The organism is Streptomyces sp. NPDC101234 (genome assembly GCF_044767525.1).
In the GTDB taxonomy this organism is placed as follows: Bacteria; Actinomycetota; Actinomycetes; order Streptomycetales; family Streptomycetaceae; genus Streptomyces; species Streptomyces sasae.
In genome coordinates this window covers 39,815-59,489 of sequence record NZ_JBIWOA010000022.1, presented here as the reverse complement: position 1 = coordinate 59,489, position 19,675 = coordinate 39,815, and the positions used below count along the sequence as shown (strand labels likewise).

At 67.2% G+C, this 19,675-nt stretch carries 9 protein-coding genes; 6 read left to right on the top strand and 3 right to left on the bottom strand.

All coding sequences use genetic code 11. From position 1 onward, the window contains the following. Nucleotides 1-61: 61 nt before the first annotated feature. Together ACIRR9_RS34065 and ACIRR9_RS34060 are read right to left on the bottom strand one after the other, a co-directional pair. On the bottom strand, nt 62-1,180 hold the full coding sequence (locus ACIRR9_RS34065) for a carbohydrate kinase (RefSeq protein WP_403759896.1): 1,119 nt from the start codon (nt 1,178-1,180) through the stop codon (nt 62-64). Then, on the bottom strand, nt 1,173-2,231 hold the full coding sequence (locus ACIRR9_RS34060) for a LacI family DNA-binding transcriptional regulator (protein WP_403759893.1): 1,059 nt from the start codon (nt 2,229-2,231) through the stop codon (nt 1,173-1,175). Before ACIRR9_RS34060 ends, ACIRR9_RS34065 begins: the two co-directional genes overlap by 8 nt. A 149-nt stretch (nt 2,232-2,380) precedes the next feature. Here ACIRR9_RS34060 and ACIRR9_RS34055 point away from each other — a divergent pair, with 149 nt between their 5' ends. The 4 genes from ACIRR9_RS34055 to ACIRR9_RS34040 all read left to right on the top strand — a co-directional run bounded on the left by ACIRR9_RS34055 (nt 2,381) and on the right by ACIRR9_RS34040 (nt 6,516). After that, the gene (locus ACIRR9_RS34055) at nt 2,381-3,508 is read left to right on the top strand and encodes a substrate-binding domain-containing protein (RefSeq protein ID WP_403759890.1); all 1,128 of its coding nucleotides are present in this window, start codon (nt 2,381-2,383) and stop codon (nt 3,506-3,508) included. 104 nt (nt 3,509-3,612) lie between these two features. Further along, nucleotides 3,613-4,647 (top strand): ABC transporter permease, encoded by a 1,035-nt coding sequence (locus tag ACIRR9_RS34050; protein ID WP_403759887.1) that lies wholly within the window; start codon nt 3,613-3,615, stop codon nt 4,645-4,647. After that, nucleotides 4,644-5,426 (top strand): ATP-binding cassette domain-containing protein, encoded by a 783-nt coding sequence (locus ACIRR9_RS34045; protein ID WP_403759884.1) that lies wholly within the window; start codon nt 4,644-4,646, stop codon nt 5,424-5,426. The genes ACIRR9_RS34050 and ACIRR9_RS34045 overlap by 4 nt, the downstream gene beginning before the upstream one ends. 16 nt (nt 5,427-5,442) lie before the next feature. Continuing rightward, on the top strand, nt 5,443-6,516 hold the full coding sequence (locus tag ACIRR9_RS34040; protein ID WP_403759881.1) for an aldose 1-epimerase: 1,074 nt from the start codon (nt 5,443-5,445) through the stop codon (nt 6,514-6,516). A gap of 502 nt (nt 6,517-7,018) precedes the next feature. Here the strand turns inward: ACIRR9_RS34040 and ACIRR9_RS34035 are convergent. Continuing rightward, nucleotides 7,019-11,998, bottom strand: coding sequence for a LamG-like jellyroll fold domain-containing protein (locus ACIRR9_RS34035; protein ID WP_403759878.1), 4,980 nt, complete (start codon nt 11,996-11,998; stop codon nt 7,019-7,021). Nucleotides 11,999-12,443: 445 nt separating this feature from the next. On the opposite strand from ACIRR9_RS34035, the gene ACIRR9_RS34030 reads away from it, so the two are divergent. Next, nucleotides 12,444-18,749, top strand: a complete 6,306-nt coding sequence (locus ACIRR9_RS34030; RefSeq protein WP_403759875.1) for an RHS repeat-associated core domain-containing protein — start codon at nt 12,444-12,446, stop codon at nt 18,747-18,749. Beyond that, nucleotides 18,749-19,585 (top strand): DUF4253 domain-containing protein, encoded by an 837-nt coding sequence (locus ACIRR9_RS34025; RefSeq protein WP_403759872.1) that lies wholly within the window; start codon nt 18,749-18,751, stop codon nt 19,583-19,585. Before ACIRR9_RS34030 ends, ACIRR9_RS34025 begins: the two co-directional genes overlap by 1 nt. Nucleotides 19,586-19,675 lie beyond the last annotated feature (90 nt).

The window sequence follows — 19,675 nt, the reverse complement described above, 5'->3', positions numbered from 1 at the left end:
CGTTACATCGAGGTCGTCAACACCGACGATGTCGCGGGTAACCGGTGGTCGATCGCGGAATTCACCGTGTACGACTGATCTCCGGCCATGAGCCCGTCTCCGTGTCGCAGGAACGCGAGTTCTTGACCGGCTGAAGCTGCTGCGGAGTCGGGCTGTCCGTGCCTGTCCGGTCGGTGAAGGCCAGGTCCGTCACCGCCAGGGGTGTCTGGGCGGACCGGTGCGGGCGGGGCAGGGCGGTGGGCGGGTCGGCGCCCAGGCGCTCGCAGGTCAGCGCGGAGACGAGGACCGCGTCGTCCACGACGATCGTCAGCACGTCCGGGTCGGCCGTGGCCAATGTCCCCGGCGTTTCCAGTCCGTGGCGCAGCAGCGCACCGAGCAGCCCGGCGGTGAAGGCATCGCCTGCGCCGACGGTGTCCACCACGGCGACCTTGCGGCCGGCGCGGCTGAAGTTTCCCGCGCCGCTCGGGAAGACGTGGACTCCGTCGGGGCCGTCGGTGATGACGACGAGCAGTGCGCCGAGGTCCGTCCAGTGGGCGGCGATCTTCTCGATGGGTGTGCCCGGGTAGAGCCACTCGACGTCCTCACGGCTGGCCTTGACCAGGTGGGCGAGGCCGACGCTGCGCTCGACCGCCTGCCTGCCGTGTTCCGGATCGCCCAGGAGGAGGGGGCGGATGTTGGGGTCGTAGCTGATCAGGGTGGTGCCGGCGGCGCGCAGTCGTCGGACGGCGGAGTGGATGTGGTCGTCGGCCGGCGGGGTCCAGGAGGCGACCGAGCCGAAGTGGAGCACGGCGGTGTCCGGCGGGACGAGGGCGGTCTCCGCCTCGGTCCACTGCCAGTCGGCGGTGCCGTCGAGGTAGAAGTCGTAACTTGCCCGCCCCTCGGTGTCCATGGAGACCACGGCGAGCGTGGTGGGTTCGGCGGCTGAGGGGGCGTACGCCAGGTCGATGCCCTCGGCGGCGGCGTGGGCGCTCAGCATGCGGCCGAAGGAGTTGTCCGCCAGGCGGGCCATGAGCGCGGTGCCATGCCCGAGGCGGGCGAGGCCGACGGCGACGTTGAAGGGACTGCCGCCGGGCCGGGCGCGGTAGTCGCCGGGGGTGTCGAGCTGGACCAGGTCGACGAGGGCTTCGCCGATCACGGTCACGGCCGGGGGCTGCCCGAGGGCTCGTGTCGCTTCAGTCATGGCGGGGTCCTTCGGGAGCTATCTCACCGGAGCCCCGCTCGATGAGCCGGGTCGGCACGGTGACGGTGTGGGTGGGGGAGCCGTCCCCGTCCAGTCTGCGGAAGAGCATCTCGGCGGCTGTCCTGCCCAGTTGCTCGACGTCCTGGGCGATGACGGAGATCCCCGGGTTGAGGATGTCGGCCAGCGGAAAGTCGTCGAAGCCCACCTGGGCGACGGTGTCCTGCCGGCCGAGGGTGCGCAGGGCGCGCAGGACCCCTATGGTCACGAAGTTCTGGCTGGTGAACAGCGCCGTCGGCGGGTTCGGCAGTGACAGGAGTTCTTGGGTCGCGGCGACGGCGGCCTGTTCGCTGGACCCGACGTGGCGGACGATCCCGTCGTCGTACGCGATGTGCGCGACTTCCAGAGCGTGCCGGTATCCGTCGAAGCGCTGGGCGGCGGTCGGGATGGATGCCCGGTCGCCGAGGTAGGCGACACGGCGGTGACCGGCCTTGAGCAGGTGGTTGACGGCGCTGACGGCACCCTGCCGGTTGTCGGAGACGACGGCGTCCGCATCCAGCAGGCCGGCCTCGCGGTCGACGAAGACCAGGCAGGTGCCGGAGCGCTGCTCGCTGATCAGGTAGCTCTGGTCACGTCCTGCGGGCACGATCACCAGCCCGTCGACCCGGCGGTCGATGAGCGCCTGGGCCAACTCCCGTTCCCGGGCGGGGTCCTCGTCCAGGCTGCCGACCAGGACCAGCACGCCGCGGGCGCGGGCCACGTTCTCGACGGTGCGGGTCAGGGCGGCGGAGAAGGGGTTCGCGGCGTCTTCGACGAGCATGCCGATGGTGGCGGTACGGCCGTCGCCGCGGCGCAGGCTGCTGGCCGTGAGGTTGGGACGGTAGCCCAGTTGGTCGGCGGCCTCGCGGACCCTGGCGACGATCGCCGGATCGACGGTGGGGACGCCGTTGAACACACGCGAGACCGTCTTGATGGCCACTCCGGCCAGCGCCGCGACCTCACGCATGGTGGGGCGGCTACGGGTGGCCAGGGGCACCGACTCGCCCTGAGTCATCGTTGTCTCCAACCGATTGTGCGTTACCTACTCGTTGCCCGCGCATGTCTATCAGCGTCTTGACGGCCTCGTCCATACGGGCCCAGTATCTCGCCCAGTCAACGTTGTCTCAGCGTCGGCCAAGGGACGGCTCCGAAAGGGATCACGCCATGAACATCTCCATCAGCCAGATTTCGAGCCGCCGTAGTCGGCGTACCCGGGCGGCAGCGATCGGTGTCACGGTGTGCCTCGGCGCCACCCTCGCGGCCTGCGGTTCTTCCGGCTCGGGCTCGTCCTCGTCCGCCTCGGGCGGCGGCGGGAAGGTGGGGGTCTCGCTGATCCTGAAGACGCTCACCAACCCGTACTTCGTGAGCATGGAGAAGGACGCCAAGGCCCAGGCCGCCAAGGACAACGTGAGTCTCACGGTGGCGGCGGGCAACAGCGACGGCGACACCCAGACCCAGATCACCGCCATCGACAACGCCATATCGCGCGGTGACAAGGGCATCCTGATCACCACCAACGGTGACGCCGTGAACGCCGCCCTCGGCCGGGCCAAGCAGGCCGGCCTGTTCGTGATCGCCCTGGACACCGCGCCGAACCCGGCCAGCACCGCGGACATCACCTATGCCACCGACAACGAGCAGGCGGGCAAGCTCATCGGCCAGTACGCCGCCGCCGCTCTGGACGGCAAGCCGGCGGTCATCGCCATGCTCGACCTGTTCAACAACCAGGTCGTCTCCGTCGACATCAACCGCGACCACGGCTTCCTGGAGGGCATGGGCATCGACCCGGGGAGCAAGACCGAGAACGGCAAGGAAGCCAAGTCCGGCAAGTACACCGGCGGCAAGGGCGGCACCTACAAGGTCGTCTGTCACCAGCCCACCCAGGGCGCCATCGACGGCGGCCGCACCGCGATGGAGAACTGCCTGTCGGCCAACCCGGACATCAACGTCGTCTACGCGATCAACGAGCCCGCGGGTGAGGGCGCGTACAACGCGCTGAAGGCGGCCGGCAAGGAGAAGCAGGCCGCGATCTACGCGATCGACGGCAGCTGCTCCGGCCTGAAGAACGTCACCAGCGGCGAGTTCGCCGCCGACGCGGTGCAGTACCCGGGCAAGATGGCGGCCCTCGGCGTCAGCTCGATCGCCAAGCTGGCCCGCGGCGGCAGCAAGCCCAGCGTGACCAACGGCAAGTCGTTCTACGACACCGGCACCGCCCTCGCCGCCGCCAAGTCCCTGGACGGCCTGACCGTGCAGTCCCCGTCGCAGGCCGCCTCCGCCTGCTGGGGCAGCTGACCCGCCGGGTGCGGCGCCCATGACCGCCGTCATGGCACCGGCGTCGCACCCGCACCTCACGCGCCCATGAGCCCACACCAGGGAAAACACCGGAAGGACCCCCTGTGACCACCCACGTGGACAGTCAAGCCACACCGGCACCGGCGGAGGAGTTCCTCAACAGGCCCGCCACCCTCAGCCAGCGCATCCACTCGGTGCTGCACCGCCAGCCGGCCCTCAGCCCGGCCATCGTCCTGGTGCTCGCCGCCGTCGTGTTCTCCCTGGTGAACGAACGCTTCTACGCGTTGCAGAACCTCTCGCTGGTCGCCCAGCAGACGGCCGTCATCGGTTCGCTCGCCGTCGGGCAGACGGTCATCATCCTCACCGCCGGCATCGACCTGTCGATCGGCGCGGTGATGGTGCTCTCCTCGCTGCTCATGTCGAAGCTCGTCGCGGACAACCACTGGCCCGGTGTGTTCGCCCTGCTGGCCGGCGCGGTCGTCGCGATAGCCGCCCAGGCTGTCAACGGCCTGCTGGTGACCAGGATCAAGCTGCCGCCGTTCATCGTCACCCTCGGCACCCTCAGCGTCTTCACCGCGATCACCCTCATCTACGCCAAGGGCCAGACGGTGGCGCTCCAGCCGGGAAACATCCTGCTGTGGAGCGGCCAGACGGTCTCCCTCGGGCAGCTGAACCTGACCTACGGCGTCCTCCTCATGATCGCCCTGTACGCGGTGGTCGGCTACGCGCTGCGCTACACCGCCTGGGGCCGCCACCTCTACGCGGTCGGCGACGACGTCGAGGCCGCCCGGCTGGCCGGCATCTCCGTCAACCGGGTCCTGCTCAGCGCCTACATGGTGGGCGGTTTCGCCATCGCCGTGGGCGCCTGGATCCTGGTCGGCCGGGTCGGCGGCGGCGACCCCAACAGCGGCCTCAACGCCAACCTGCAGTCCATCACCGCCGTGGTGATCGGTGGCACCAGCCTCTTCGGCGGACGCGGTGTGGTCTTCGGCTCGCTGATCGGCGCGCTGATCGTCCAGGTCTTCGTCAACGGCCTCGCGCTGGCCGGCATCGACCCCAACTACCAAGTCCTCGCAGTCGGCATCCTGGTGATCGCGGCTGTCTCCGTCGACCAGTGGATCCGGAGTGTGAAGTCGTGACGACCGCCACCGCCCCCGTTCTCGAAGCCAAGGGCCTGGTCAAGCTCTTCGGCAGGGTAGTCGGCCTGAACAGCGTCGACCTCACCCTCCACCCCGGCGAGGTCCTCGCCGTCATCGGCGACAACGGCGCCGGCAAGTCCACCCTGATCAAGTGCCTGTCCGGGGCCCTCGTCCCCGACCGGGGCAGCATCCTCGTCGACGGCAAGGAGGTCCATTTCAAGCGCCCCCAGGACGCCCGCGACGCCGGCATCGAGACCGTCTACCAGACCCTCGCCGTCGCTCCCGCGCTGGACATCGCCAGCAACCTCTTCCTCGCCCGTGAGATCCGCCGCAAGGGGATCCTCGGCTCGGTGTTCCGCATGCTCGACACCGGCGAGATGCGCAAGCAGGCCGCCGACCACATCAAGCGGCTCGGCATCGGCACGCTGCAGAACATCAACCAGGCCGTGGAGACCCTCTCCGGAGGCCAGCGCCAGTCCGTGGCCGTCGCCCGCACCGCTGCCTTCGGCGGCCGGGTGGTGATCCTCGACGAACCCACCGCAGCCCTCGGCGTCCGCGAGACCGGCCAGGTCCTCAAACTCGTCCGCGACCTGCGCGAGCAGGGCCTCGGCGTCATCCTCATCAGCCACAACATGCCCAACGTCTTCGACGTCGCCGACCGCATCCACATCCAGCGCCTCGGCGCCTGCGCCGGCGTCATCACCCCGCAGTCGCACTCCATGGAGGACGCTGTCGCCATCATGACGGGAGCGAAGAAACTCGCCCCCGAGGCGAGCTGAACGGAACGGCAGGGGAATGACCGCCGAGTACCGGATCGCCGAGAACCGCCTCGGCGGCGAACCCACCCTTGTCGTCTCCGCACCGGACGGCTCGGCACGCGCCGTCCTCTCCCTGCGCGGGGCGACGCTGCTGAGCTGGCAGGTCAGAAGCGAAGCCACCGGCCGGCTCACAGAGCTCACGGACGGCTACCGCGACGAGAAGGAACTCCTGTCCCAGGACGGCGTACGCGCGGGCCTGCTGGCCCCCTTCCCCAACCGCGTCGCCGACGCCCGCTACCACTACGACGGCCGTGACCACGACCTGCTCCCCGCCCACCGCGGGGACAGGCTGATCTACCACGGCTTCGCCCGCGAGACCCCTTTCGAGCTCGCCCACGCCACCACGACGGCCGACTCGGCCCGACTGATCCTGCGCACCACCGACATCCGACCGGGTCGCTACCCCGGCTACCCCTTCGCCATCGACCTCACCGTCGAATACGCCCTCAGCGGCAGCGAGTTGGTCATCGAGATCCGTGCGACGAACGTGGGCGACAGCACCGCCCCCTACGCGGCGGGCTGGCACCCCTACTTCACCCTGTCCCGCCCCATCGACGACCTGACCCTGCACATCCCCGCGCACACCCTGATCCGCACCGACGCAGCCCTCATCCCACTGCCCGGCGAGGACGCCCTGCTCTCCCTGGACGACTGCCCCGGCATGGACTTCCGGACACCGAAACGGCTGAGCGACGCGGTCATCGACGCCTGCTACACAGACCTGACCCCAGGCCCCGCCGGCCGGATCGAGACGGTACTGACCAACCCGGCGACCGGTGAGGAACTGCGGGTCTGGCAGCACAGCGGTCATATGCACGTGTTCACCGGCGACACCCTGGCCCGTGACCGTCGCGCCGCCATCGCCCTCGAACCCGTCGAGACGATCACCAACGCCTTCAACCGACCGGAACACGCCGCCACCCTCGCCCTCGAACCCGGTCGAAGCCGCGCATTCGCCTTCGGCGTCGAGTACGCGGTGGGACGCCCACAAGGCCGTCATCCGAGCTCGGGAGCGTTTCGACGCGCCGCTGACGATCGCCGGGTGAGGTGACTCCCTCTGTCCATCACGGACAGGGCGGCGTCGTTGTATGCAGTCGGCACCGGGTTGGTTCAGCTTCATGACGCTCGTTTGACGCTCAGAGGGTCTGATCGCCTGCCTCGGGAGCCCGACAACACGCTCTGAACTGGTGTTTCTTCGACTCGTGCATGATCCGACGTGTTTCCGATGACCTCCCACGTGGAGTGCGTCGTGATCCTGGAACCTGCCGGAAAGGGGCGCTGACCTGCGCGTTCTTGAATCCGGTAGGCCCGCTCGACCTCTTTCGGGGCCTCGGGCGGGTACACCGTGTGGAATGCGGCGGAGTGCCTGAATTCAACGCCGATGTGAGGGTGATGGCGCCTGACGTGAAGTGCCAGGCAATCTTGGAACAGGTCGCTTGATGCCTCCAGGCCGCTCAGGACGGGTAAAGACCTCAGTAGGGCTTGTGGCTCAAGCGGTTCGCCGCCGTGGGTGTTCCTGGCTGTTGGGTCAGGAGCACCCACGGCGGGAGGGGTCAGGGGATTTGTTGGTAGAGGGCGGTGACCTGGTTGGGGGTGAGGGCGTAGTTCCAGGCCTGGACGGTGCTGATCAGGCCGGGGAAGAAGTCGGTGTTGCTGCTGTTGTAGAGGCTGCGGCCGATGGTGAAGGCGTTGCCGGCGTTCCAGGAGGTGACGCCGGTGGCGGTGGCGGCGAGGCTGCCGTTGACGTAGAGCTGGGCGGTCTTTGTGGTGGCGTCGTAGGTGCCGACCAGGTGGGTCCAGGTGTTGGCGGTGGCTGCTGTTGTCGACTCGGCGACGGTGAAGGCCGGGTTGGTGGTGTCGGTGTTGGCGAAGGTGAGGGCCCATTGCGGGCTGTCGGTGTCTGCGTAGTCGTACTGGAGGGAGAAGGGGCTGTTCTGGGTGCCGTCCTGGGCGGCGACGGTGGCATTGCGGGTGGGTAGTGAGGAGAGTTTCACCCAAGCCGAGACGGAGTAGCTGCCGGTGGTGTTGAGCGCCGGGCCGGTGCTGGCGGCGTAGCCGGTGGTGCCGTCGAAGGAGAGGGTTTCGCCGCGGGTGGTGTCGTTGGTCCAGGTGGTGGTGCCGTTGAGGGTCAGGGTGTTGCTGCCGACGCCGGTGGTGTCGTTGACGGTGTAGGGGGTGTCGGTGGGGGCGGTGTCGTTGGCGATGGTGAAGCCGTCGCCGTCGTCGAGGGCCCAGGTGTCGTGGGGGGAGAGGATGGCGAGGGTTTCGGCGGCGTATCCGGAGTTGGTGAGGTTGACGTGGTCGCCGGTGTCGGCGGCCGTGGCGAGTTTGTTCTCGCCGTTGCTGGTGTCGGGCACGGCGAGGGCGGTGTCGAAGTCGGCGTAGTAGACCGGTGGAATGGACCAGGGGCTGCCTAGGTCCATGTCGCCGAGCCAGCCGTTGACGTCGGTGCGGTTGGCGTCGACGGTGCTGGTGCAGGGGTCGTTGGCGGTGGCACCGTCGCCGGCGAAGCCGTCACAAGAGGTGAGGGAGGTCAACGTGGTGGAGATGCCCCAGCCCTGGAGTTGCTGGACGAGAGTGGTGTAGCCATTGGCTTCCAGGTCGTCCGGAGTGCTGCCGCCGAGGAGGTCTTCGAGGCCCTCGTAGACGACGACGCTGCTGATGCCGGGTTGGTCGAGGATGTCGCGGTCGATGCGGGAGAGGGCTGAAGGACCGCCGAGGATTTTGGCGTTGTAGGTCTGCGGGTTGTCGGTCATGAGGTCGTTGGATTCGATGCCCTCGGCGATGGTGCCGTAGGGGCTGGGGGTGGTGGGTTCGGCGCCTTCCAGGGTGTCGGAGACGCGGCTTCCGCTGGCGACGGGGGTGGTGTTGGGCTGGAAGGCGTCGATGAGTCCGTCGCCGAGGACCGCTTGGGTCGGGGTGTGGCTGGTGGTGACGTCGACGTTGGTGACAAGGTCGGTGAACCAGCCCTGCAGGGTTCCGGTGCTGCCGTCGAAGGGTGTGCCGGTGGTGTCGGTGGTCTTGTCCCCGGCGCCGACGGTGGTGACGTACTGGTAGGCGTTGTTGGCGAAGGAGTGCTGGACCAGGTACGGCACGGAGTTGCTCAGTTGGTAGGAGACGAGGAGGTAGTGGTTGGCGGTGACGGGGAAGGTGAGCGGGTCGCTGTAGAGGGAGCCGCCCTCGGGGACGGTCACCGACTGGCTGCCGCCGAAGGTGAGGGTGGTGGGGGTGGCGGCGGGTACGGCGGAGGGGGCGCCGGATACGGAGTCCTGGGCGATGGTGGCGTGGCCGATGGTCAGCTTGCTGGTGCCGAGGGCGTTGTCGAGCTTGATGCGGACGGTGTTGCCGGAGATCGAGGCGGGCAGGGCGATACGGAAGGTCTGGTTGGAGAAGTTGGCGCCCTGGAAGTTGTACTGGCCCTCGTTGGGGTTGGCCCAGGCGCCGGTCCAGCTCTGGCCGGTCGGTGCGGAGACGGTGCTGCCGGTGGCCTCGGGGGTACCGGTGGTGGTGTTGCGGGTGGCCATGCTGAAGATGTGCAGGGACTGGGTGTGGTAGCCGATGTGGTTGCCCACGTCGGGCAGCGTCACCGAGGCGATGGTCTTGGCCGGGTCGATGGGTACGGAGAAGGCGTAGAGCCGGTGCGGGGTGGTGGTCTGTCCGGAGGTGTTGTTGCGGTGGGGCAGGACCACGGCGGCGATGGCGTCGGCGCTGACGGTCCAGCCGGGGACGGTCAGGTCGTATTTCGCGGTGGTGCCGTCGGTGTAGGTGACGGTGCCGGTCGCAGCGCAGGCTCCCACCGGGTCGGTGCCGTTGAAGCAGTAGGAACCACTCACCGCGGTGCCGGTCGGAACGTAGGGCGCGGTGTCGTCGTTGGCGATGGCGCCCGGCGTGGACAGGCCGGAGTAGCTGGATGTGGCGAGGAAGTCCAGGGCGTTTCCGGAGCCGCTGTAGGCGATGGTCTGGTTGGCGGCCAGGACGTTGTCCTTCTGCCCGGAGCCGAACGCGGGCAGGGTGAAGGTGGCCCCGTTGACGGTGACTTTGCCGCCGCTGGCCCAGCCTGCGGTGGCGAGGTCGGTGGCGGAGAAGCTGTCTCCGACGCCGTCGATGTCGGCCTGGCTGGGGGTGGCGTCGGCACTGATGCCCGTGTTGTTGAAGCACGCGGACAGGCTGGCGCAGGTGGTGTTCGGGTCTCCGGCGGCCAGGAACGGGTAGCCGGTGGCTCCGGAGTCGTCGCCTGCGGCGTCCACGGCGTACACCCACAGGGTGTGCGGGCCGGGGGAGTAGGGGGTGATGGTCACCGCGGCGGCGTTGCTCGTAGCGGGGACGACCTGGGAAGCGGGCGGGTTGGTGGTGGCGGGTGGTACGTCGACGGAGTAGACGAACTTCGTCGCGCTGGCCCCGCCGCTGGTGGCCACGTTGAAGGTGCCGGCGGTGCTGGCCGCGGCGCCTGTGCCCCCGTCGTTGTCGGTGTTGGGGTAGAGGCTGTTCTTCGAGGTGACGGTGGGGGCGCTCGGCGCGGTGGGTTCGGCGACGAAGTGGCAGGTCGGGGACTGGGTGTAGGCGGTGGAGTCCTCACCGTCGGTGACCTTGACCTGCCAGTCCACGATCTGGCCGCTGGTCAGTGAGCTGATGAAGCTGGACGGCAGGCTGTAGGTGGCGTAGGAGCCGCTGGCCAGGTTGTCGCTGCTGAGCCCGGTGTGCAGGGTGGTGGAGCCGTTGATCCAGTACTGGAAGGTCGCCTGCAGCTTGTCGCTGTCGGCGTCGGAGACTTTCGCCTTCAGCACGGGCGGGGTGCTGGCAATGGTCTTACCCATGAACGGGTAGTCGGGGCCGCTGGTGTCGCAGGCCGCGTCGTCCGCGCCGGCCACCGCTGCCATCGTCGACTTGGACGGGACGGACGGAGGCAGGTTGTAGAAGATCTCCAGGCTGGGGTTGTGCGAGAAGCGGGAGAAGCCGCCGTCGTCATGGCCGGCCTCGGCGGAGTCCTCGCTGAGCGTGGCGGTGAAGGTGGTCGAGTGACCGGCGGCGTTGTGGGCGATCGGAGTGAGCACGTTCAGCCCGTGGGTCACCGAACTGTTTGAGGCACAGTAGGTCGGGTTGTAGGCACGCGCGTAGCTTGCGGAGGTGGAGTAGCTGTTGTAGCCGGGCCGGTTGCTCCAGTCGGTGCCCGATCCGATGCCGCCGGACCAGTGCAGATTGACGGTGTAGGAGCTGGAGCAGGAAGCGGAGTAGATCTCCGTGGCGTTCACGGTGGCGGTGTTGACGTGCGCGCCGAAGATGGTGGAGGACAGCTTCCACTGGTAGATCGCGTGTTCTTTGCCCGTGTAGCAGGAGCCCTCCTGCCAGCCGTTGTAGCCGACCCCCAGGTATCCGTTGTCGGCGAGTGAACCGGTCTGGTTGTAGAAGGACTTACTGGGGCAGCCCTGTTTGACCTCGTCGAAGGCCGGGGCGGCCGGATCGTAGGGGTGCCAGTTGAACGTGGGGTCGATATAGACCGGGAAGACGGTGGAGCGGGCTTTCAGCATCCGGGAGTCCGGTACGAGGGACAGCCCCGAGGCGGACACCTCCGTACCCACCGGTGCCTCACGCGCGGCCAGTCCGGGGTGCGCGGTGTCCGAGGGGTCCGCGGCGACCTTGGCCTTGCTTGCCGTACGCGCCTTCTTGGCGGCCGGGGTCGGCAGCACGGTGTTGGAGTCCCACATCAGCGGGCTGGCCGCGTCCATGAGGTCTCGGCCACGGATGTCACGCAGTGCGAGGTTGTCCGCATTGCCCCGGGTCAGGCGGCCGCCGGTCACCTGGGTACCCAGACGCAGGGTGGCCAGCGCAGGGTTCCGGGCGGCGGCAGCGGAATTGACGACCAGCGTGTCGGTGAAGCCGCCGGCTGCGGTGGCCGAGACCACCAGGTCCACGGAGGGCAGCACGGACCGGTAGATCGCGGATCCGCCCTTGATGACGGGAGCGGGCAGCGTGCCTGGCCAGGAGACTGCCATGCTCACGCCGTCGTAATGGGTGATGGCTAACGGGGCGTGGCCGCCACCGGAGAAGGACACCGTGCCGTACGCGGTCGCGGCCGGAGACCAGGTGTCGTCACTCTTGTGATGCAGTGTCATGTCGACGGCGGTCCAACGGTTGTTCTTCTTGGTCCGCACGGGCTCGGGGTTGGCCGACAGCTGGAATCCGCCGCCGGGACTGGCGGTCACCTGCTGGACGGGGGTTGTCAACGAGCTGACCGTGACGGCCTTCCCGGTCTTCCGGGCGGTCGCCGCAGCGGTCTCCATCGCTGCAAGCTGCGCGGCTGACGGGCCGTATCCGTTCGGCAGCTGCGGCAGATCCGACTGCTCGGGCGTGTCCTTGGCCACCGGTGCGGATGCGCCGGAGGAGTAGAGGGCCCCACTCCCGGTGGCGTCCCCGGGGGTGTCGGCATAGGCGGGCGTCAGGCTCGCTGTGGCGGCGACCAGGGCAAGCGCGGCGGTGACGGCGGCTCTGCTGCGGCCGGTGGTTCTGCGTGCGCCGGGTATGTGGTGCCATCGCATGGGGAGATCCACCTCTGTCTGATGACCTGAAGATCCAGTAGTTCACGACGCTAGGAGTCCGCTGCTGTCCGTGACCAGAGGGTCAGGGTGGCTGGAGTCGATCATTCCGCCCGATTGACTAGGAAACGTTGTCATGTGAGCGACGTAAAGGTCTGGTCATGACTGAATTGGCGGGTTCGTCGAGCGTCAACGGGTGGGTAGCGTCCGCTCGGATCGAGTGATCGTTATGGACACCGAGGGGCGGGACGCTGTGGTTTCTGGTAGATACCGGGGCAGCAAGGCAGTCCGAACGGGCCAGGCCGTAGGAGCCTGGCTGAGCCGGATTGCACTGCGCGCCCCCACCGCAGCTCTCGCCACGATGGCGTTATGCGCCGGTGTCCTACAGGCAACACCGGCCGACGCGGCCGGTCGGCACCAGATACCCACCCCCGCCCATGACAAGCCGGTGCCCGTCACCGCTGTCACCTCGCACTACCACCAGCCCAAGCCCATGCCGGCCTACCGGCCCGCACACGTCTCATGGCCCTCCGGTACGGCGAAGGTCACCCTGAGCGGGGCCGGGACGAAAACGAAGCAGGCATCCGGTACCGCGATACGCGCCGGATCGCTCCCGGTGTGGATAGGCCCGCCGAAGGCCGCGGCGGAGCACAACGCCGCGCAGGCCAGGAAAAACGCGGCCGCCACTCCGTCGGGCGTCGGCGTGCGGGTGCTGCCCCGTAGCGGCGCAAGCGCCGCAGGCGTGAACGGCGTCCTACTGGGCCTGGACCGCAACGACGGCAGCAACGCCGAAAGCCGTGTCGGCCTCAAGCTGGACTACTCGGCGTTCACCGCCGCCTTCGGCGCCGACTGGGCATCCCGCCTGCACCTGGTCACGCTGCCCGCATGTGCTCTGACCACGCCGCGGCTGGCTCGCTGCCGCACCCAGACGCCGCTCATGTCGGCGAATGACAGCACCACGCACCGACTGAGCGCGAACCTCACCCTTCCCACGGTGAAGAGCAGCACCGCGACGCAAACAGCGTCGGTGGTGGTGGCGGCGACCTCGTCGGCGGGCGGAGGCGGCGGCGACTACTCCGCCACGTCACTGAAGCCGTCCGGGTCATGGCAGGCGGGCGGAAGCACCGACGCCTTCAACTGGTCCTACCCCATCGACACACCGTCGGTACCGGGCGGGCTCGAACCGAAGATCTCGCTGGACTACAACTCACAGTCCCAGGACGGTCTGACCTCCTCCACGAACAACCAGGCCTCGTGGATCGGTGACGGCTTCGAGTACAGCCCCGGCTATGTCGAGCGGTCCTACCAGTCGTGCCACCAGAACCCGACCGGCACGACCAAGACCCAGGACAACTGCTGGTCCAGCAACAACACGATCACCCTGTCGCTCGGCGGCCAGTCCACGACCCTGGTCAAGGACGACACCACCGGCGACTGGCATCCCCAGGACGACTCCGACGAGCGGGTGCAGTACAAGACCGGAGCCACCAACGGAGCCCAGAACGGCGAGTACTGGGTCGTCACCACGGACGACGGCACCCAGTACTACTTCGGGCAGAACCAACTGCCGGGCTACACAAGCGGGAACACGGCCACCAACTCCGTGTGGACTGAGCCGGTCTACGCCACCGCCTCGGATCAGCCGTGCTACAGCGCGACGTTCTCCAGCTCCTGGTGCCAGCAGGCGTACCGCTGGAACCTCGACTACGTCGTCGACACCCACCAGGACACGGTCTCGTACTTCTACACCACCGAGATCAACTACTACGCCCGTGACTTGGGCACCACCGCCAACACGTCGTACATCCGCGGCGGCTACCTCAACAAGATCATGTACGGGCAGCGAGCCGGAACGGTGTATTCCACCTCCCCGGCCGGCCAGGTCACCTTCACCGTCAACGGCCGCTGCTCCACCTCCGCCGGCGGTTGCGCGACCTCGGGGCTGTCCTCCTCGACCGCGGCGAACTGGCCCGACGTCCCGTACGACCTGAACTGCGCTAGCGGCGCCTCCTGTTCGGTGAACTCCCCGACCTTCTGGTCGGAGTACGAACTCACCGGCATCCAGACCCAGGCCCTGGTGGGCACCACCGAGACCAACGTCGACTCCTGGACCTTCGCTCACTCCTTCCCGGCCACCGGCGACTCCACCACCGCCTCCCTGTGGCTGTCCTCGATCACCCGTACCGGGCAGGACACGGCCGGCGGCGGATCGACGTCTCCGATCACGATGCACGCCGTTGCGCTCAACGGCACGCCGCTCTCCAACCGCGTCAACGTCACCAACGGCTACCCGCCCATCACCCGCCACCGGCTCAACACCATCACCACCGAGACCGGCGGCATCATCAGCATCGCCTACTCCTCGGCGGCCTGCGCATCCGGGACCCCGAGCGACCCGAGCCAGAACACCAAGCTGTGCTACCCGGCCTACTGGACCCCGGACGGGCAGACGGCTCCCATCCAGGACTGGTTCAACAAGTACATCGTCACCGGCGTGACCCAACAGGACCCGACAGGTGGCGGCGTCAATGACACCATCGCCACCCACTACACACCGGTCGGCTCCCCGGCCTGGCACTACGACGACAACCCGCTCACCCCCTCCGACCAGCGCACCTGGAACCAGTGGCGCGGCTACCAGGGCATGAAGGTGACCACCGGCACCGCCCCGGACCCGGTCACCGAGACCGACTACACCTACTTCCGGGGCATGGACGGCGACACCCTGCAGGGCAGCGCCACCCGGACCGCGACGGTCACTGACTCTCGCGGCGATACGGCTGTCGCCGACTCGGATCAGTACGCCGGTGACACGTACGAGACGATCCACTACAACGGCGCGGACAGCGGCAAGGTCGTCACCGACACCATCGACGATCCGTGGACTTCCGCCGCGACCGCGACGCACGGCCTCGGCAGCGCCCTGCCTGCCCAGCACGCCTACCTCACAGGCCAGGCCAGGGAACGCGTCTACACTCCGTTGTCCAACGGCAGTACGCGGGAGACGGAAACCGATTACACACACGACACCTACGGCAGAGTCACCAAGACCAACGACCTGGGTGACGCCTCCATCGCCGCAGACGACAAGTGCGCCACGACCAGCTTCGCGGACAACACCAACGCCTGGATCCTCAATGCGGTGGACGAGACCACCACGGTCTCGGTGAGCTGTTCCGGCACACCCTCTCTGCCGAGCGACGCGGTCTCCGACACGCGCAGTTTCTACAGCGGTTCCACCGTCTTCGGTGCGGCGCCCACGACGGGTGACGTGACGATGACGCAGAAGGCCGCCTCTTACAGCGGCTCCACCCCTACGTTCGTCACCACGTCCTCCATCACCGTGGACGAGTACGGACGCACCCTGACCGCCACTGACGCCGACAGTCGCACCACACATACGGCTTACACCCCGACTACCGGTGCTGAGCCAACGTCGGTCGCTGTCACCGACCCGCGCGGCTACGCAACCACCACGACGTACGACCCGCTGGGCGAACTCGCGCTGCAAACGACCGATCCGGGCGGTTACGTCACCAAGCAGCAGTATGACGCCCTCGGGCGGCCAACGGCCGGCTTCAAGCCGGGCATCTCTTCAGCCACCCAGAAGTTCAGTTATGCGATGTCCAACACCGGACCGTCGGTGGTCACCAGCCAGACACTCAACGACGACGGCTCCTATCGCACCAGCGAAGTCCTCTACGACGCGCTGCTGCGACAGAGAGAGGTGCAGGTCAGCGCAGAGGATGGCGGCCGACTGATCACAGATACCGTCTACAACACCGACGGCCTGGTGGCGAAGAGCACCGACTCCTACTACACCACGGGCGTGCCGTCCTCGACCCTGGTGCAAGCACAGGACGGAGACATCCCGTCCGAGACGGGTTACGTCTATGACGGCGCCGGCCGCCGGACAGAGGGCATCGCTTACGCCCTGGGCACCGAAACCTGGCAGACCACCACCAGCTACGGCGGCAACGTCATCACCACCGTTCCGCCCAAAGGCGCCACGGCTCAGAGTACTTTGACCGATGCCCGCGGTAACACCGTCGACTTGTACCAGTACCACCAGGGCGTCTCCGCCGACCCGGTCAACGACTCGGCCGGCGACTACTCTGACACTCACTACACCTACGATGCCAGCGGCAACCGCATCGGTGAGACCGATGCCGCCGGCAACGCCTGGTCCTGGACGTACGACCTGCTCGGCAACCAGACTTCCGCTACCGATCCGGACACCGGAACCTCGCACTCGACGTACGACAACGCCGGTCAGCTTCTGACGGTAACGGACGCCCGCGGCAAGCAGACTACGTACACCTACGACACTGACGGGCGGAAGACCTTCGCCTACGACACCACCGGCGGCGCGGCCACCTCCACCGGTGATGAGATCGGCGCCTGGACCTACGACACTCTGAAGAAGGGCTACCCGACGTCGTCGGTCTCGTACCAGCAGGGCACCACCAGCCCCTCGGCGGCGAACACGATCCTCGCTTACACCGGCCTGGCCAAACCTGCGGCCAGCAAGGAAACCCTGGCGAACCTGCCCTCCAACGAGGCAGCCCTCGCCCCGTCCGCCGGCTACACCACCAGCTACACCTACACCCTCACCGGAAACCTGGCCTCCCAGGGCGACCCGGCATCCGGCGGCCTGCCCGCCGAGACCGTCAACTACGGCTATGACACCTACGGCCGGCCCACCAGCCTCGGCAGTGACGGTGCCACCACCGCCTGGGACTACGTCACCGCCGTCGGGTACTCGGAGTACGGCCAGCCCCTGCAATACACCATGGGCCCTTCCGGCTCCTGGGTCGCGCTGTCCCTCACCTATGACACGCAGACTCGGGCGCTGACCGACGCCAAGACCACTGACGCCACCGCCGGCAGCGTGGTCGACGACACCGGCTACACCTACGAGGACAAGACCAGAAACGTCTCGGCCGGAGCGGGCCTGGTCACCTCCACCACCGACAAGCAGAACGGTGGCGCGGTTACCGACACTCAGTGCTACCAGTACGACTACGCCACCCGGCTGTCCGCGGCCTGGACCGCCACCGACCAATGCGCCGCCACCCCCACGCCTGGCAGCAGCGTGTCCGTCGGCGGCCCAAATGCGTACTGGCAGAGTTGGACCTACGACGCGGCCGGTGACCGTAAGACTCAGACAGACCACGACACCTCGGGTAGCGCGGCCAACGACACCACAACCACCTACAATTACCCGTCTCAGGGCTCGGATACAGACCAGCCCCATACCCTCATCAGCACCACCGCGACCGGTCCCGACGCTGCCAAGAACACCGTGTCCTACGTCTACGACCTGTCCGGCGACACCACCGGTATCACCGGGGGCGCCACCGGCGACCAGACCCTGACCTGGAACGATCAGGGCAATCTCGCCACCGACACCACCAGTGCCGGTACCACCAGCTACCTCTACGACGCCGACGGCAACCTCGTCCTGCGGACCGACCCGGGTCAGGCCACACTCTTCCTGGGCGACGAGCAACTGGTGGAGAACACCTCTACCTCGGCCCTGTCCGGCACTCGCTACTACTCGATCGGCGGCACGACGGTCGCCGAACGGTCCAGCACCGGTGACATCCAGTACCTGATCCCCGACCGGCAGGGCACGGACAGCCTGGCCATCGACTACCAGACCCTGACCGTCACCCGCCGCCAGTACCTCCCCTTCGGTGGCACCCGCGGCACCGCCCCCACCACCTGGCCCGGCGACAAGGGCTACGTCGGCGGCACCCCTGACCCCACCACGAGCCTGGAAAACCTCGGCGCCCGCGAATACGACCCGGCCAACGGCCGCTTCCTCTCCGCCGACCCGGTCTTCAACGCCGTCGATCCCGTCCAACTCGCGGGTTACGACTATTCGGGTAACAATCCGACCACGCGATCCGATCCTACCGGGCGTGACAACTGGTGGGCCGACCCCACCATGAACAAGCCTGTCGGCAAGGGGGCCAAACCCATCAGCCGGCAACTGGCCGACGAGCAGGGGTTCGGCGGCGAATGCACTCCCGAAACTTGCTCGGAGTCTCCCGTCGTCGAGTACAGCAAGGAATATCAGGCGAAAGTAGTGACGGACTCGCGCGGCCACAGGTACCGGATCGGGGAAGAGAAGGCGAGGAACACACAGGAGCGAGAAAAGGTCGCGGAAGAACGATCCGTTCGCGAGTACCTCAACGAAGCCCTAAAGCTGGGAAAGGAATTCTCCGACGGAAGCGATGACGGATCCGGTGAAGAATTCCTTCCAGTAAACCCGATCAAAGGTTCCAAGCGGGGGTCGGGGACAGCCGATCTTGTCAGGTTGACCTGGGAAGACGGGGAGTTGGTTGACGTCAGGGCGGTGGATATCTACACCCCAGAAGAGGGAAAAACCGACGTTGAACCCGTTATGAAGAGCATCGCGAAGAAGCAGGGGCAGGCCGACGAACTTGTCGTGAATATGAAGGGGCTCGGGAAAAAGCTCGGCGAATCACTCGGGCAAGCTATATCGTCGGCAAAGCTCAAGTTCGACTCTGTGCGTGTCGTCGGCAATGATGGATACGACACGCGGATCATGGGTGAGGGCAGTGCACTTGATGCACCGTCGGCCAACTCGAAACCTCAAGCGGAGACGGTACCAGACGGGACCCCTTGTGACTGTGAAGGTGCGGATGGAGGTGTCGGCGTGGTCGATCCACTCACTGAGGTCATGGACGACATCCTGGGTGACGAGGCAGAGGGAGGAGCGTAATGAGGATCGGAGGTGAAGCTGGACTTGAGAAATTGTCGAGGCAACTTTTCGGCTCGTCATTCGGCGAGGTGCAGTTCGAAGAGATTCTCACCCCCGACGGACTGTTGCTGTGTGGCTTCAGGAGCGATCGGGCGGATCTGCTTGAACTATGGTCGAAGGCGAGAAGCCTTCATTCTGAGACCGGGCTCTGGCCGATCATCAGTCACGATGGTCCGCAAACGTGGGAGTGGTTTCCGGAGGAAACCCGGAGGGCAAGGAGGGCGGTAGATCATGCCGAGGCGGGCGGGGCCGGAAGGACGCCTGAAGGGGTGATCGCCGGGTTGGTCGAGGCAGTATGGAAAGGGGAAGAGGGCTGCAGCGGTTACCGGACCGCATTTGGGGGCATTGATCTGGCTGAATTGGCCGCCAAGATCGAAGAAGTGCCGACCCCCGCCGATCCTCGGAGTGAGAAAATTCGCTTCATGGCGGGGTTCATGGGTAAGCCGGAATGGTTGTGCCTGATCCCCGCGGAAAATTCCTGGGAACTTCCTGTGCTTCTGGATGCGCCCGACACTCCGAACTGGCTGGGGTCATCCACGCACCCATCTCTCACTCTGGCGGACCACGCATCCGTCCTTGAATCCTGGCACCGTCGCTTTGGCGCGGAGGTGTTCTACCTCGGATCCACAGAACTGGGCCTGACGGTGACACGTCCCCCCACCGATCCACTGATCGTGGCGGAGACGGCGATCGAGCACTGGAGCTTCTGCTACGACCTTGACCAGATCATCGGCGACATCGCCAAGGTGGGGAAGCTCCAAGTTCCCGCTGACCACTGGCTGTTCTGGTGGGATTGACTGCGGATCCCGACACGGCGCAGGGCAGTTGGTCTCGCGGCCTTCTCCGGGTGCGCGCAAGAATGAGCCGATCTCCATTGGGTGTAGATC